Source organism: Sporosarcina trichiuri (genome assembly GCF_030406775.1).
Classification (GTDB): Bacteria; Bacillota; Bacilli; order Bacillales_A; family Planococcaceae; genus Sporosarcina; species Sporosarcina trichiuri.
The window spans coordinates 1,637,845-1,652,422 of record NZ_CP129119.1; the positions used below are offsets into that span (position 1 = coordinate 1,637,845).

Annotated in this window: 15 protein-coding genes; 4 read left to right on the plus strand and 11 right to left on the minus strand. The window is 56.6% G+C overall.

Going from position 1 to position 14,578, the window contains the following annotated elements:
* Positions 1-36: 36 nt before the first annotated feature.
* From QWT68_RS08600 to lplA, 5 genes are all read right to left on the minus strand, one after another.
* Positions 37-1,971 carry an FtsX-like permease family protein gene (locus QWT68_RS08600; protein ID WP_290147883.1) on the minus strand — a complete coding sequence of 645 codons (1,935 nt, stop codon included), beginning with the start codon at positions 1,969-1,971 and terminating at the stop codon, positions 37-39.
* Entirely contained in the window at positions 1,943-2,722 is a 780-nt protein-coding gene (locus QWT68_RS08605; protein ID WP_290147884.1) for an ABC transporter ATP-binding protein, read from the minus strand. The genes QWT68_RS08600 and QWT68_RS08605 overlap by 29 nt, the downstream gene beginning before the upstream one ends.
* Positions 2,712-3,722, minus strand: a complete 1,011-nt coding sequence (locus QWT68_RS08610; protein ID WP_290147885.1) for a sensor histidine kinase — start codon at positions 3,720-3,722, stop codon at positions 2,712-2,714. Before QWT68_RS08610 ends, QWT68_RS08605 begins: the two co-directional genes overlap by 11 nt.
* Positions 3,719-4,423 carry a response regulator transcription factor gene (locus tag QWT68_RS08615; RefSeq protein WP_290147887.1) on the minus strand — a complete coding sequence of 235 codons (705 nt, stop codon included), beginning with the start codon at positions 4,421-4,423 and terminating at the stop codon, positions 3,719-3,721. Before QWT68_RS08615 ends, QWT68_RS08610 begins: the two co-directional genes overlap by 4 nt.
* Positions 4,424-4,548: 125 nt before the next feature.
* Positions 4,549-5,541 carry a lipoate--protein ligase gene (gene lplA / locus QWT68_RS08620; protein WP_040287121.1) on the minus strand — a complete coding sequence of 331 codons (993 nt, stop codon included), beginning with the start codon at positions 5,539-5,541 and terminating at the stop codon, positions 4,549-4,551.
* Positions 5,542-5,846: 305 nt separating this feature from the next.
* Between lplA and yhfH the strand changes: the two genes are divergently transcribed.
* On the plus strand, positions 5,847-5,972 hold the full coding sequence (yhfH, locus tag QWT68_RS08625) for a protein YhfH (RefSeq protein ID WP_082023367.1): 126 nt from the start codon (positions 5,847-5,849) through the stop codon (positions 5,970-5,972).
* Positions 5,973-6,531: 559 nt separating this feature from the next.
* Here the strand turns inward: yhfH and hemY are convergent.
* From hemY to hemE, 3 genes are read right to left on the minus strand one after another with little or no spacing between them, the layout of a single operon-like run.
* Positions 6,532-7,959 carry a protoporphyrinogen oxidase gene (gene hemY, locus QWT68_RS08630; RefSeq protein ID WP_290147889.1) on the minus strand — a complete coding sequence of 476 codons (1,428 nt, stop codon included), beginning with the start codon at positions 7,957-7,959 and terminating at the stop codon, positions 6,532-6,534.
* 26 nt (positions 7,960-7,985) lie between these two features.
* The gene (gene hemH / locus QWT68_RS08635) at positions 7,986-8,915 is read right to left on the minus strand and encodes a ferrochelatase (protein ID WP_290147890.1); all 930 of its coding nucleotides are present in this window, start codon (positions 8,913-8,915) and stop codon (positions 7,986-7,988) included.
* A 16-nt stretch (positions 8,916-8,931) separates the two neighbouring features.
* A complete protein-coding gene (gene hemE / locus QWT68_RS08640) occupies positions 8,932-9,981 on the minus strand; it encodes a uroporphyrinogen decarboxylase (protein ID WP_290147892.1) in 1,050 nt (349 codons plus the stop codon).
* Between the two features lie 256 nt (positions 9,982-10,237).
* On the opposite strand from hemE, the gene QWT68_RS08645 reads away from it, so the two are divergent.
* The 3 genes from QWT68_RS08645 to QWT68_RS08655 all read left to right on the plus strand — a co-directional run bounded on the left by QWT68_RS08645 (position 10,238) and on the right by QWT68_RS08655 (position 12,781).
* On the plus strand, positions 10,238-10,762 hold the full coding sequence (locus tag QWT68_RS08645) for an antibiotic biosynthesis monooxygenase family protein (RefSeq protein WP_290147893.1): 525 nt from the start codon (positions 10,238-10,240) through the stop codon (positions 10,760-10,762).
* Positions 10,763-10,882: 120 nt separating this feature from the next.
* The gene (locus QWT68_RS08650) at positions 10,883-12,046 is read left to right on the plus strand and encodes a M20 metallopeptidase family protein (protein WP_290147894.1); all 1,164 of its coding nucleotides are present in this window, start codon (positions 10,883-10,885) and stop codon (positions 12,044-12,046) included.
* Positions 12,047-12,232: 186 nt separating this feature from the next.
* Positions 12,233-12,781, plus strand: coding sequence for a competence protein ComK (locus tag QWT68_RS08655; protein ID WP_290147896.1), 549 nt, complete (start codon positions 12,233-12,235; stop codon positions 12,779-12,781).
* Here QWT68_RS08655 and QWT68_RS08660 read toward each other — a convergent pair.
* The 3 genes from QWT68_RS08660 to QWT68_RS08670 form a co-directional block, all read right to left on the minus strand.
* Complete coding sequence (locus QWT68_RS08660) at positions 12,750-13,109, minus strand: YhjD family protein (protein ID WP_040287128.1); 360 nt, start codon at positions 13,107-13,109, stop codon at positions 12,750-12,752. The two genes, QWT68_RS08655 and QWT68_RS08660, sit on opposite strands and share 32 nt — an antisense overlap.
* A gap of 127 nt (positions 13,110-13,236) precedes the next feature.
* Positions 13,237-13,842, minus strand: coding sequence for a nuclear transport factor 2 family protein (locus QWT68_RS08665; protein WP_052461819.1), 606 nt, complete (start codon positions 13,840-13,842; stop codon positions 13,237-13,239).
* A gap of 61 nt (positions 13,843-13,903) precedes the next feature.
* Positions 13,904-14,578: a response regulator gene (locus tag QWT68_RS08670; protein ID WP_040287129.1), complete on the minus strand. Its 675-nt coding sequence runs from the start codon at positions 14,576-14,578 to the stop codon at positions 13,904-13,906.

Below are 14,578 nucleotides of genomic sequence, written 5' to 3' on the forward strand. Positions count from 1 at the left end.
TGAAAGCAGCTCCGCCAAAAAAGAAGACACCGGAACTCACTCCGGTGTCTGGATATGGGACAAGTAGCGCCAGCGGATCAGGTAGAAATAGACGACCTGCAAAACAGCGAACCCGCCGAGCACGAAGGCGAGTTCCCTCGCGATCGAGATTTCAGCGAGGGCATCCCAGATCACCTGGAGCGCCAGGAATGCGAATGCGCTGTGGATGAACGCCACCCCCCACGGGATGAAGAACTGCGGCAGCAGCTGGCGGTTGACGATCTTCTTCAGTTCGCGTCCCGTGATGCCCATCCGCCGCAGCACATCGAACTGCCGCCGGTCGCGGTCGAGTGTCGTGTACAGTCGGAAGTAGACGAAACTGCCTGCCGCGAGGAACAGGACGGCCGCCAGCAGCAGCCCCATGAACAGCAGGAGCGAGAACGTCGTACGGATCACCGAATAGTTGAGCCCCGGGTTGCCGAACGTGAACAGCGTCCCCGCTTCACCGCTCAGGAGGATCGACTGGAGTTCATCCTCATGCAGCGCGCGGCCGACGTCTTTCGTCTCCTGCCAGTCCGCGATATTGAATGCGTAATAACGGAACAGCGTCGCGCTGGCTCCGTCTTTCCCCATCAGGATCCGTTCGAAATCGTCATCCGAGACGATGATCGCATTCGATGCAATGGCGTTCGGCGGGAACAGCTGATGCGGATACGCGCCGCTGATCTCGACGGACAGGCCGCTCTGCGCAAGCTTCGTAATGACATTCCGGTCCTTCAGCTGGTGGTACGACGAGTCGGTCGGCGGCAGGAACATCGCCTGCCCGTCCGCGAGTTCGATCGGCGGATAGCCGAACGTGTAGCCGAGCGCGTTCATGCTCGATGCACGCACGACGGCGACATCCTTATCCGTAAAGCTGGATTTCTGCATGAGCACCCGGAACGGCACGACATTGTAGTCGATATCCTTTTCGTTCAGCTCGTCGGTCAGCTGGCGGACGTGGATCTGTTCAAGCACGTTGCCCGGGTAACTTTTGTAGACGAGGCCGAGCGGGTTCAGCTCCCTGTACTGGTTCGCGAACGACGTCAATGACGCGAGCAGCCCGACGGACATGAACGCAAGCGTCGACACCATCGTGACGATGAAGAACATCCGGGCGTTCTCTTTCAGCCGGACAACGCCTTCCGACAGCGACAGCAGCCAGAACGGCCGCCAGTACAGCCGCTTCCGCGCACGGAACAGCTGGATGAAGTACGGGAGCGAATCACTGAAGAAGAAGTACGTGCCCGTCACCGCAGCGGCGGGCAGGACAAAGATGACCCGGATGACGTATGGATCCGTCGCATAGACCGCCATCACGTAGGTGAGCGCGAGCAGCCCGATCCCCGCGAGCGCACGCCATTTCGTTATCATGTACGCATCCTGCTCGGCGCTCTCCCCCTGCAGCAGGTCATACACTTCCCCCGCGCGGATGAACATCGGCGCGAGCAGTGAAATGATGACAAACAGGCTCGCGAAGCTGCCGATTGTCAGCAGGAACGGCTTCCAGGTGAAGTAGAGCGGCAGGTCCGGCAGCTGGATGAGCTCCTTGACGATCATCAGGAAGAATTTCGAGAACACCGTGCCGAGGAACGTGCCGGCAACTATAGCAACACCGCCGATCAGCATCGTCTCGAGGAAGATGAGCCGCTGGAGCTGGCTCCGCGCCATGCCGAGCAGCAGCAGGATGCCGAATTCCTTCGTGCGGGCCTGCAGGAAGGCGCGCATCGAGTAGAACAGGAAGAACAGCGTGAAGACGAACAGCACGAATTCGGCGATCATCATGCCCGTCGACGCGACCTCCTGGACGAACCCTTCCTCCATCGCAGGATGGAACAGCAGCATCGAATACAGGAAGAACACCATCACCGAGAACGCACTCGCCATGAAGAACGCAGCGTAGATCCGCCGGTTCCGGACGACGTTACGGTAGGCGAACTGACGAAAGGTCATTGACGTTCCCCCCGAGCAGCGACAGCACGTTCAGGATCTGCTGGAAGAACGTCCTGCGCTGTTCATCTCTGTACAATTCATTGAAAAACTCGCCGTCCTTGATGAACAGCACGCGGTCGCAATAGCTTGCGGCCTGCGGATCGTGCGTCACCATGATGATCGTCGTGCCGGCGGTCCTGTTGATCTTCGACAGCAGTTCGAGCACGTCACGCGCCGATTTCGAGTCAAGGTTCCCAGTCGGCTCATCGGCAAGGATCAGCTGCGGTTCGTGGATGAGCGCGCGTCCGATCGCCGTCCGCTGCGCCTGGCCGCCCGACAGCTCGTCCGGTCTCCGGGTGAGGATCTCGGTCAGTGACAGCTTATCCGCGAGCTTCGCAATTCGCTGTTTCATCTCCGGCACCGGGATACGGTCGAGTGTCAGCGGCAGCACGAGGTTCTCTTCGACTGTCAGCATCTGCAGCAGGTTGATCGTCTGGAAGACGAAGCCGAGGTTGCGCCGCCTGAACAGGGCGAGCTCGTTCTGGCTGAGCGTCTCCGGTTCGATGCCATTGACTGCGATCCGGCCGTATGTCGGCAGGTCGATCGTTGAAATCAGGTTCAGCAGCGTCGTCTTGCCGCTTCCGGACGGCCCCATGATGGCGACGAACTCGCCTTGTTCCGCCTCGAAATCGAGCCGGTTCAGCGCCCGGTGCATCACTTTGCCTTCATAGATTTTGGTCACTTCCGTCAGTTCGACGATTTTATGCGCCATCGGTTTCCACCGCCTCTCCATTTGCGAACAGCACGGACACCGCGGTCCCGTTTCCGACGACGGACTCGATCGACAGCGGGTGGCCGAGCCGTCCGCATACCTCCGCCGCGATATAGAGCCCCATGCCGGTCGACTCGCCCGTCTTGCGGCCGTTTTCGCCGGTGAAGAACGCGCGGGTGACCCGTTTGATGTCCGTCTCGGGGATGCCGATCCCTTCGTCGCGGACAGTCAGCCGGATCCCTTCATCCGTCTGCAAGGCTTCGGCGTACACTTTCTTCCCTTTTTCGAACGTATATTTGACAGCGTTCGTCAGGAACTGGCCGAGGATGATCTTCATCCACTTCGGATCGGTCGCGACGACGAAATGCGCGTCCACGTCGATCTGCGGGAACACGCTGTTCGCGATGAACAGCCGTTTGTGGTCGGTCACCACCTGGCGCACAAGTTCCTCGAGGCGGACGCGCTCGATCCGCATATCATCTTCGAACGTCTCAAGCCGTGCATTGACAAGCACGGCATCGAGGCCGTCCTGGAGCCGGTCGAGCTCCTCGCGGAAGCTTTTGCGGTCCGTCTCCTCTTCCTGCAGCAGCAGGCCGAGCACGGAAATCGGGGTTTTCATCTGATGGACCCACTGGTTGATGAAGTGCAGCTGCCGGTGCTGCGCGGTATCGAGTTTCTGGACGTCGCTGTGGTACAGCCGGTACAGCTTGCGCATATATTGCGCGGTGACGCGGTGTTCCGGCGTCTGCGGCCGGCCGATCAGTGCGTCTTCCATCCGTCCGGGCTCGCGTTCCAGCACTTCGTAGAACGACCGCCGCATGATGAACTTCACGAGCAGGTAGCCCGCCGTCAGCAGGATCCCCATGAGGATTGCATACAGCGAAGTGCTCCAGTCACGGGCGCCGTCCAGCCAGAACAGCAGGCAGATGAACAGCAGCAGCATGAGCTGGAACAGCAGGAACGGTGCATGCTCGCGCAAAAACAGCTTGTATTTGTTCATGCTTCCTCAGTGGCCAGCACGAACCGGTAGCCCGCTCCCCGGACGGTGTCGATCGTCGACAGGATGCCGTAATCCGCCAGTTTCTTACGGACCCGGGCGATGTTGACGTTCAGCGTGTTTTCATCCACAAACGACTGGTCGTCCCACAATTCCTCGAGCAGTGTCTCGCGGACGACGACACGCGGCGCCGCGTCCATGAGCAGCTCCAGGATGATGCATTCCTTCTTCTGGAGCGGCACGAGCGTCTCGCCCGCCTGCAGTTCCATCCGCTCCGCGAACAGGGTGAGCGATCCGACTTTCACGATCCGCTCCGTCTGGGCCGGCGCATACTCCCCGAACGACCGGCGCAGGTGGCTGCGGATCTTCGCCAGGACGACATCGTAATGGAACGGTTTGGTGATGAAGTCATCGCCGCCGTTCTCAAGTGCGAAGACTTGGTCCATATCCCCCGACCGTGCGGAGATGAACAGGATCGGGCACGTCGTCTGCGTGCGCAGCTGGCGGCACCAGTAATAGCCGTCGTAGGTCGGCAGGTTGATGTCGAGCAGGATCAGATGCGGTTCGAACGCGAGGCATTCATCCGAAATCCGGTCGAAGTCCTCCGCGACGGCGACGTCATATTGGTATTTCCGCAGCGTATCCGCGAGCAGTTCCGCGATCTTGCGGTCATCCTCCACGATGAAAATGCGATGTTGTTCCATAGTTCCCGGCCTCCTTCACAAGTACTTCCAGTATACCGTATCGGGCCGTCCCGCGTCTTTCCCCGCCCGTGAAAAAAGGGTCCGCATCCGCCCTGAAGGAGGATGCGGAACCCCAGGGCCCCGGCTCAGTAGATCAGATTGACGAACTCTTCCTGCGTGATGCCGCCGAGCAGTTTCGGGATATCGAGCGTGCTGACAGCGGCCGTGATCGATTCACGGTCATACTGGCAGCCGACGAGGCGCTCCTCCAGCTCCGAGACATCGCCGATCCCGAAGAAGTCGCCGAATATGTGCACTTCATGGATCGTCCCTTTGTCGACCTGCAGGCGCACGTCGATGCTGCCGACCGGGAACCGGTGGGAGTGCTGGACGTTGCACTTTGGCGAGCGGCCGTAGTTCCAGTCCCAGTTGCCGTAGCGTTCCGCGGACAGCTTGCGGATGTTGTCCCAGTCCTCATCAGTCAGTTCCCTGTATTGGATGTTCTCTTCCCCGCCGAAAATGGATTTCAGGATCTCCATCCGGAATTCCTCGATTGTCATCTCCTTGTCCATATACTCGGAGATGTTGGTGACCCGGCTGCGGATCGACTTGATGCCTTTCGATTCGATTTTGTCCTTCTTGACGCGCAGCGCATTGACGACTTCCTCGATTTCCGTATCGAACATGAGCGTGCCGTGGCTGAACATCCGTCCGTTCGTTGCAAACTGCGCATTCCCGGACACTTTCTTACCGTCGACGAGCAGGTCGTTACGGCCGAGGAGTTCAGCTTTGACGCCCATCTTCGCGAGCGCCTCGACGACGGGCTCTGTGAACTTCTTGAAGTTGCGGAACGACTGTCCATCGTCTTTCGTGATGAAGCTGAAGTTCAGGTTGCCGGTGTCATGGTACACAGCACCGCCGCCGGAAAGCCTGCGGACGACGTGGATGCCGTTCGCATCGACGTATTCCGTGTCGATCTCCTCGATCGTGTTCTGGTTCTTGCCGATGATGATCGACGGTTCGTTGATATAGAACAGCAAATAGGAGTCCTGATCGACGTCCATGTTCTTCAGAATGTATTCCTCGATCGCCAAGTTGATGCGCGGATCGGTAATCCCTTTGTTATCGACAAATTGCATGTCCTTCTCTCCTCTGCATTAGTGATTACTGACAGTTTATCATACTGCGGCAGGAGCGTCCCATTGCGCCGTTCGGACCGTCTGGCAGAGGGCGGTTTTCCGGCTGCCGGCTGAGATCAGGAAAAATTATTTAGAAATTTGGGTGAATTCATTGACGGATGGGAGACTGTTATAATACACTAGTTATAACAACTCGAAGTGCTAGTACACCAAGATGCCGCTGCCTATTTTTTTGGCCTGTCTGTTGCATAACAAATGCCTGTGGAGAAAGCAGTCCTATTACAAACCGAATGGAGCGGATTTCAATGATCGAAAACGTCGTCGAGTTTTTCAAGAACCTTCCTCCGAAACAGTGTGCCACGTGCGGTGAACAGTTCGAAGAGCAGCATGAGTGCTACCAGGCCACGTGTCCGTCGTGTTCCGAGCAGTGAATGTCCATGTGTAATTGAATGAAACCTTGCCCCGGGCTATGCGCCCTGTCGGCAAGGTTTTTTTGTCTGAGGGGGATGCGGGAAGAGCTGAGTTGTGTCCCGATGCCGATCAATTCAGCGATCTGTCCGATATCTCCCTCCATCTGTCCGATACTTCCTGCCAAGTGTCCGATATCTCCGACGATGTGGCCGATACTTCCCCTGGTTTGTCCGATACCGCCGCGTGCAGCCCCCTGACTTGTCCCTTTTTCTCGCGCCATGACGGCACACGGCGCAGAGTGCGCTGCCGCGTCCCGACGGCTCCCCTGGAAAACGAGCGTTAGCGAGCACCATCCAGGCCCTTGAATTGTGCCCAAATGCCGATAAATTCAGCGATCTGTCCGATATCTCCCTCGATCTGTCCGATACTTCGGCCAACTGTCCGATACCGCAGGCGATGTGTCCGATACCGCAGGCGATGTGTCCGATACTTCCCCTGATCTGTCCGATACCGCCGCGTGCAGCAGCAAAAACACCCCCTGCAACCGCCAAACGGGCGGGTGCAAGGGGTGTTTCATTGTTAAGATGGGTCCGTGAGCCGGCTGATCACGCGCTCGGCTGCGGCTTGGCCCTGATCGACGCAGTCCGGCAGGCCGACGCCTTCATAGGAGGCGCCCGCAAGCTCGACTTGCGGGAAGGCGTCACGCAGTTCGGCTTTCGCTTCTGCGATCAGCTGCTTATGGCCGACCCGGTATTGCGGCCGGTCCTCTTTCCAGCGGGTGACGATCGAAAATTCCGGGTCTCCGTTGATCTCAAAAATCTTTCGCAGATCCCCGAGGACGATCTGTTCGATTTCCGCATCGGGCAGGTCGACGATCGCCTCTTCTCCGATCCGGCCGACGAACGCCCGCAGCAGCACTTTGCCGTCGGGTGTCGTCGTCGGCCATTTGCGATTCACCCACGTACAGGCCGTAATCGAATAATCGCCGCTCCGCGAGACGAGGAAACCGGTTCCTTCCTTGTCCTGCACGACCGCTTCCGCTGGGAACGCAAGCGTGATTGTGGCAACGGAAGAGGTGCGGATCTCACCGAGCTGCTGCAGGATGCCGTACGGTTCGAACAGCCGGCGCGCGGTTTCGTGACCGGTCGTCAAAATGACGGCATCCGCTTCGATGACGGAGCCTTCGTTCAGCGTCACATACGTTTTGCCGTCCTGCTCTTCAATGCTTTCCAGCCGCACGCCTTTGACGAATTTCACTTTCGTCAATTGTGCTTCGAGCGCTTCGACGAGAGTCTCCAGCCCGTCGCGGAACGTGTGGAAGGCGCCTTCCTTTTTCGCGGCATGCCCTTTGTTCGGCAGCTGTTCCGGCTTCGGCCGTGTCTTCTTCATGCCGAGGATCAGGCTTCTGTGCTTTTCCTCGACATCGACGAATTGCGGGAATGTCGATTCCATGCTCATATTATCGATATCGCCCGCATACACACCCGACAGCAGCGGTTCGATCAGATTGTTGACGACCTCGTTGCCGAAACGCCGGCGGAAGAACTTCCCGAGTGACTGGTCGCCCTGGATATCGGATCGCGGCAGGAAGAAGTCCCCCGCCGCCCGGAGTTTGCCGGTCAGCGAAAACAGGTTGCTCTTCAGGAAAGGTCCGACCTCCGTCGGCACGCCCATGATGGAGCCGCCCGGGATCGGATGGAGTTCGTCATTCAGCAGCACGAACGACTGGCCGGTCGCGTTCTTCACCAGCTGATCGGCGATGCCGAGCTCTCCGGCCAGCCGGTCCATGCTTTTTTTTCGGATCAGAAAGGAGTCTGGACCGCGTTCGATAATATAGCCGTTACGCCGGACGGTCTGGATCTTGCCCCCGAGCCGGTTCGTTGCTTCTACCAGGATGATGTCGATCGGAAGCTGCTGCTCATCGATCTGCCGCTGCATATAGAATGCCGCGGACAGACCGGTGATCCCGCCCCCTGCGATCACGACTTTTTTACGCTGTTCGTCCATACCTTTCACACGTCCTTTTCAATAGCTTACTCGTTCACTTTGTCCAGAACCGCATCCGCGACAGCGCCGATGAAGAGCGGATCCGTGTTCGGCATCTGCGGACGGCGGTATGATGCGCCAAGTTCATCGCAGACGACTTTACATTCATAGTCATTGTCGTAGAGCACTTCGAGGTGATCGGAAACGAAGCCGACCGGCGTATAGACGAATGAGCGGTAGCCTTCGTTCTCATACAGGTCGCGTGTCAGGTCCTGTACGTCCGGCCCGAGCCACGGTTCACCTGTCTGCCCTTCACTCTGCCAGCCCACTGCATAGTTTTTCACCTCAGCGGCTTCCGCTACCAGTTTCGCCGTCTCTTCCAGCTGGTCCGGATACGGGTCGCCCGCTTCACGGATTTTCTGAGGCAGGGAATGCGCCGATACGACAAGCACCGCTTTTTCGCGCTCTTCATCACTCATGCCATCGAAGGCTTCACGGATTTTCTGCTCCCAGTACTTCAGGAACTTCGGCTGTTTGTACCAGCTTTCGACGGAACGGATCTTGATGCCGTATTTGTCGGCTTCCTCTTTGGCCCGTGTGTTGTATGACTTCACCGAGAAGGTCGAATAGTGCGGTGCGAGCACCACGGTGACCGCTTCTTCGATACCGTCTTTGCTCATCTGCTCAACCGCTTCTTCGATGAACGGCGTAATGTGCTTCAGGCCGATGTACAGCTTGAATTCGACGTCATCCTGGGACGCATTCAGCGCGTCGGTAAGCGCCTGTGCCTGGCCTTCCGTAATATGCGCAAGCGGCGAAATACCGCCGATCGCCTCATACCGGTTCTTCAAGTCCTCGAGCTGTTCCGGAGCGGGTTTCCGGCCGCGGCGGATATGTGTATAGTACGGTTCGATATCTTCCTCTTTATACGGCGTCCCATACGCCATGACGAGCAATCCCATTGTACGTTTTCCCATAATAGTCACCTCAAGGTCAGTTTTTTGCAGCGCGCAGTTCAGCACTGTATGTGTGGATCAGTTCAGTCAGTTTCTTCAGTTTGGCCGGCTCGATTTCCGGAAACACCCCATGTCCCAAGTTGAAGATGTGGCTGCCGTGTGTGACACCCTGCTCGATGATCGCTTTCGCCCGTTCTTCGATGACCGGCCAGTCCGCCAGCAGCATCGTCGGGTCGAGATTGCCCTGAAGCGGTTTCGTCAGCCCGCGCTTGCCGGCTTCTTCGATCGACAGCCGCCAGTCAAGGCCGACCACGTCGACAGGAAGGTCATGCCATTCGTTCGCCAGGTGGCTTGCGCCTACGCCGAACGTGATGAGCGGTACATTCAGTTTCCGGAGTTCCGTGAAGATCCGTTCCATGACCGGTTTGATGAAGACCCGGTAATCCTGGACATTCAGCGCACCGACCCACGAGTCGAAGATCTGGATGGCGCTTGCGCCCGCTTTCACTTGCGCACCGACGTATTCGATCATCGTATCCGCCAATTTGTCCATGAGTTTGAACCACGCTTCCGGTTCCGACACCATGAGCGCTTTCGTGCGTGCATAGTTCTTCGACGGACCGCCTTCGATCATGTAGCTCGCGAGCGTGAACGGTGCTCCGGCGAACCCGATGAGCGGCACATTCAGCTGCTCCCGCGTCAGCAGTTTGATCGTATCGAGCACGAACGGGATGTCATCTTCCGGATGCATCGTTGTCAGTTTGTCGATATCCGCAACGGAGCGGATCGGGTTCGCAATGACCGGACCGACGCCCGCTTTGATGGCCACATCGACGCCCATTCCAGGCAGCGGCGTGACGATATCCTTGTAGAGGATCGCTGCATCGACACCATACTGGTCGACCGGCAGCTTCGTGACATATGCACAAAGTTCAGGCTGGTGTGTGATTTCCTCCAATGAGTACTTTTCCTTGATGGCACGGTACTCGGGCTGCGATCTGCCTGCCTGCCGCATGTACCATACAGGTGTATGGTCAATCTTCTCCCCGCGCGCTGCACGGAGAAGTGTATCGTTGAACGTTGCCATGAACAGTTTCCCCCATTCTCAATTTACCGGACGGTGTTCTGCTGCTGTATACAGACAGCTTATCGTTTTCAATATAGACGGAAACGGTTGGGATGTATAGCCAAACACACTCAATGTCATAAATTTGTACTACATTGGGCACCTGGATGAGCTTGGTTGTTTTAGGAGAAGGATTTCGGGAATTAATGAAAGAAGAGAATGAAATGATTGACGAAAAACAAATCTGAATCAGACAAGCCAAGGGAGGCCATTCCAAATGACAAACATTTATACGACCCGCGGGACAGTTGACTTCATGGAGAAAGTGAAGGAGAAGTATCCCGATGAGAAGATGATTCTCATGAACGGCAGCGGGACGTCGCTGCTGCTGCACGAAACCGAAGGGAAGACCGTATTCCAGACACCGCACAAGTACGAAGTGATTGCGGAGCTCGGACAGCTGCAGGACCGCGGATTCTTCGCCATGAACAACGTGCCGGTATCCGACGAAGGCAAGCCGGTATTCGAAGACCGGTTCAAGAAGGACTACGGAAAGATGGCGGATGCTGCCGGATTCACCGCTTACCGTCTGCTGCGTCCCATCGGTTCGGATACGTACGTCATCCTGACAGAGTGGGAAGATGCAAAGGCGTTCGATATGTGGCGCCATACTCCGGCATTCAAGGATGCGTATGATACCTCCACTATGGATGCCCACGCAGGTCCGGCTGCCCACATATTCACGAGTGCCCCGTACTTATCACTCTATAGTTCGGTATCGGACGAAGAGGACGGACTGTAAGCCGTCTGCCTGCTGCAGAACACGAAGAGGCCATATGCCTCTTTTTTCGTTGTCGCATTATTGCGAGTTGAAAAACGCATTGGTATACTGGGTGGAATCATTTGAAAAGGGGATGTTTCCATGAACGACAAGCTGTATACTCTGCTCGACGAATCCTACGAGGATATGGTCAGTATCCGGCGTCATCTGCATCAGCATCCGGAAGTCTCATTCCATGAAACGGAAACCGCAAAGTATATCCAGACTTTCTATAAAGAGTTGGGTGTCGAATACCGGAGCAATGTAGGCGGCAATGGTGTTGTCGCGCGCATTGAAGGTGCGAAGCCCGGCAAGACCGTAGCGCTCCGGGCAGATTTCGACGCCCTGCCGATCCAGGATCAGAAAGACGTCCCCTACAAATCGACAGTCGAAGGCGTCATGCACGCTTGCGGCCATGACGGACATACAGCAGCGCTGCTCCAGCTCGCAAAGGCAATCCATACGCTGAAAGATGAACTTACCGGTACGTACGTCTTCATCCACCAGCACGCGGAAGAATATGCGCCGGGCGGAGCCATTTCGATGATCGAAGACGGCTGCCTTGACGGTGTGGATGTCATCTTCGGCACGCACCTCTGGTCGCTCCTTGAAGCGAATACGGTCCAGTATGTCAGCGGGCCGATCATGGCGGCTGCCGACCGGATCGAGATCACGGTGAAAGGCGCGGGCGGCCACGGGGCATCCCCTCATCAGACGAAGGACGCTATCGTCATCGCCTCCCAGTTCGTCACGAATCTGCAGCAGCTCGTATCCCGGCGTGTCGACCCGATCGAATCCGCCGTTGTCACGATCGGTTCGTTCATATCCGACAACGCGTTCAATATCATTGCCGATCAGGCGGAGCTCCTCGGCACGGTACGGACATTCTCCCCCGAAATCCGGGATCTGATGGAACGGGAAATCCAGCGTATTGCGGACGGCACCGCCCTCATGCACGATGCAAAGATCGACGTGACCTACACGCGCGGCTATCCGGCAGTCGTGAACCATAAACAGGAGACTGAATTCCTCCGGGACATCGCCCGGGACGTTCCTGGCGTGAAGTCGGTCGTTGAGATGGTGCCGCAGATGGGCGGCGAGGACTTCGCCTACTATCTGGAGCAGGTGCCCGGCACCTTCTTCTTCACAGGCGCCCAGCCGGAATCGGCCTACCCGCATCACCACCCGATGTTCGACTTTGACGAATCCGCAATGCTGACTGCCGCCAAAACGCTCGGCGCAGCGGCATTGCGTTCGCAGGAATAAGCGGATACCGGCTCCTTTTCCGGCCGCGGAAACATAAACTCCGACTGATAAGCTGATCGAACTGTCTTTTCCGACAGTATCGGTCAGCTTATCTTCACTTTTCCGACTTTTCTTTTTATTAAATTGCATTTCCAGATGCTTCCGATATAATGAGAATTAAGAACCTACTCAGCAGGAGGGATAAAGATGCACTCACAGCAGCAATTCGGCAATTACCTCATCAACTCGGATACGTTCGTTCTGCAGCCCATCCATGCAGATTTCAAGACGACGACCCGTGTGATTGAACGGCATACGGAATTCTCCCTGCCGAAGAAACCGATCCAGATCGTTCGGAAGACATGCGAGCTGTACGGCTCCTCACTGAAGACCCGTACGCTCACCGCCCGCCGGGCACTCGGCAACCGTCATAAGACGCCGATCGTCGTCGCTCACGCATTCGACACACCGTACATCTTCCTGCCGACCATGTCGCCGGCTTCGGATGACAACATGTGGATTTCGTACCACGCCATCACCGACTTCAAGGAGGAGTCCTCCGGCTGTTCCATCCATCTTGAAAATGGCCGTATAGTGAAAGTCAATGTTTCGACACCGACGATGTGGCGGCAGTTCGCTTTTGCCGCATTGCTCGAACGGGACTTCGAAAAGAAACAGTTCATGCTTCAGCGTCCGCGGATGGTGGTCGCCCAGCATGGCAGTTTCACATATCCTGTTGCCGGAGATACCGAGTGAGCAGTTCCTCCGTACGGTTGCGCAGCCGCACATTCAAGTAGCGGCGCCGATCTTCCGTCCTGTCATGCAGGAATGTGTATTCGGTGAAAATGTCATCCGTCTTCCCTTTGATGACGGACATCCGGTGCATCCGCAGGTAGGCAGCCGTATTGCCAAGCTCCCTGTGCACCTTCCTGGTCACATCGTCCACGAGCGCCAAATACGGCTTTTTCAGTTTGAAATTCCCCTGCTCGATCGATTGGCGGTCCCGTTCCAGGACTGTCAGCAGCATGGGCAGGTAAATCATGTTCTCCAGATTGGCGACCTCTTCTTTCTGCAGTGCAGGCATTGTCCATCCCTCCATAACGAACAAGTGTTCTTATTAGGAGTGTACGCCATCCCCTCTTTCATTGCAACAAAAAACAGTCCGTAAACGGCATGATAATTCTGCCAGCGGACTGTTTCTTCTGTTCAGTTTATTTTTCCTTCTCCAAGTCTCCGATGTAGTGGACCGATTTCACTTTCCAGTTGCCGTCCTCATGGTTCATGACCGTCACCTGACGTCCGCTGCTGACGTCCTCTTCACCGCTTGCCTTGGACTTGACGGCCGTCTTCATCACCGTGAAGACCTGCGCTTCATCCTCCGTATACTCGACAATCGTCAAGTCCTCCGGAGTGCGTGTCAGCTCATTTTCAGTAAGCAGCTCCTCGGTCGCCGCACGTTCTTCGCCGAGGTCATAGCCTTCTTCGGAAAGTGTGGCAAGGTACGCATCCACATCGCCGGCATTCAGTGTATCGATGTACTCGCTGAACGCCTTTTCGATCGCTTCCTTCTGATCTTCCGGGACACCGGATGCTTCTTCGATATCGCCGCCGTTCAGGCTGAAGCCGACGTCGCCCCCGTCCTTGCCTTCCATTTCCGTCCCTTTATCTTTCACGCCGTGATCGATGCTGCCATATTCATTCGTCTGTTCCCCGTCATTGACCGATCCCTGGCTGTTTTCGCTGCTGTCTTCACCGCCGCACGCACCGAGCGTCAGCACCAATGCTGCTGTTCCGAACAATACTGCCGTTTTCTTCATCAGTCCATCCCCTCTCACAGCAAAAGGACCATCCAGTCGGAGGCCCTTTGCTCTGTTGTCCTTACTTGACTTCAACCCAGCCGTTCTTGATGGCCGTGACGACTGCCTGTGTCCGGTCGTTGACATTCATCTTCTGCAGGATGCTGGACACGTGGTTCTTGACCGTCTTCTCGGAGATGAACAGTGTCTCACCGATCGCCCGGTTGCTTTGGCCGTCCGTCAGCAGCTGCAGCACTTCACATTCCCGCTTCGTCAGCAGGTGGAGCGGACGGCGGATTTCGTGCTGATGGAACGAGCCTTTATGCTCGCGTTCGCTCAATCTGCGATATTCGGTCACAAGGTTGTGCGTCACTTTCGGATGCAGGTACGATCCCCCTGCCGCCACAACTTTGATCGCCTGGACGATTGCATCCGCATCCATCTCTTTCAGCATATAGCCGAGTGCACCGGTTTTCAGTGCCTGAGAAACGTACGACTCATCATCATGGATGGACAGGACGATGACTTTCGCATCCGGGTATTTGGATGTCAATTGCTCTGTCGCCTCGATACCGTTCATGCGCGGCATGTTGATGTCCATCAGGACGACATCCGGACGGTGTTCTTCATACAGAGTGAACACTTCACTGCCGTCGTCCCCTTCGGCTACCACTTCGAACGAATCTTCGAATGCAAGAATCCGCTTCACACCTTCCCGGAATAGTTGGTGGTCGTCTACTATTAAGATCTTTGTCAT

What these genes read in the sequence shown, in the direction of transcription:
- QWT68_RS08600 (WP_290147883.1), bottom strand. Translation starts at nt 1,971, where the DNA reads ATGACCTTTCGTCAGTTCGCCTACCGTAACGTCGTCCGGAACCGGCGG.
- QWT68_RS08605 (WP_290147884.1), bottom strand. Translation starts at nt 2,722, where the DNA reads ATGGCGCATAAAATCGTCGAACTGACGGAAGTGACCAAAATCTATGAA.
- QWT68_RS08610 (WP_290147885.1), bottom strand. Translation starts at nt 3,722, where the DNA reads ATGAACAAATACAAGCTGTTTTTGCGCGAGCATGCACCGTTCCTGCTG.
- QWT68_RS08615 (WP_290147887.1), bottom strand. Translation starts at nt 4,423, where the DNA reads ATGGAACAACATCGCATTTTCATCGTGGAGGATGACCGCAAGATCGCG.
- lplA (WP_040287121.1), bottom strand. Translation starts at nt 5,541, where the DNA reads ATGCAATTTGTCGATAACAAAGGGATTACCGATCCGCGCATCAACTTG.
- yhfH (WP_082023367.1), top strand. Translation starts at nt 5,847, where the DNA reads ATGATCGAAAACGTCGTCGAGTTTTTCAAGAACCTTCCTCCGAAACAG.
- hemY (WP_290147889.1), bottom strand. Translation starts at nt 7,959, where the DNA reads ATGGACGAACAGCGTAAAAAAGTCGTGATCGCAGGGGGCGGGATCACC.
- hemH (WP_290147890.1), bottom strand. Translation starts at nt 8,915, where the DNA reads ATGGGAAAACGTACAATGGGATTGCTCGTCATGGCGTATGGGACGCCG.
- hemE (WP_290147892.1), bottom strand. Translation starts at nt 9,981, where the DNA reads ATGGCAACGTTCAACGATACACTTCTCCGTGCAGCGCGCGGGGAGAAG.
- QWT68_RS08645 (WP_290147893.1), top strand. Translation starts at nt 10,238, where the DNA reads ATGACAAACATTTATACGACCCGCGGGACAGTTGACTTCATGGAGAAA.
- QWT68_RS08650 (WP_290147894.1), top strand. Translation starts at nt 10,883, where the DNA reads ATGAACGACAAGCTGTATACTCTGCTCGACGAATCCTACGAGGATATG.
- QWT68_RS08655 (WP_290147896.1), top strand. Translation starts at nt 12,233, where the DNA reads ATGCACTCACAGCAGCAATTCGGCAATTACCTCATCAACTCGGATACG.
- QWT68_RS08660 (WP_040287128.1), bottom strand. Translation starts at nt 13,109, where the DNA reads ATGCCTGCACTGCAGAAAGAAGAGGTCGCCAATCTGGAGAACATGATT.
- QWT68_RS08665 (WP_052461819.1), bottom strand. Translation starts at nt 13,842, where the DNA reads ATGAAGAAAACGGCAGTATTGTTCGGAACAGCAGCATTGGTGCTGACG.
- QWT68_RS08670 (WP_040287129.1), bottom strand. Translation starts at nt 14,578, where the DNA reads ATGACAAAGATCTTAATAGTAGACGACCACCAACTATTCCGGGAAGGT.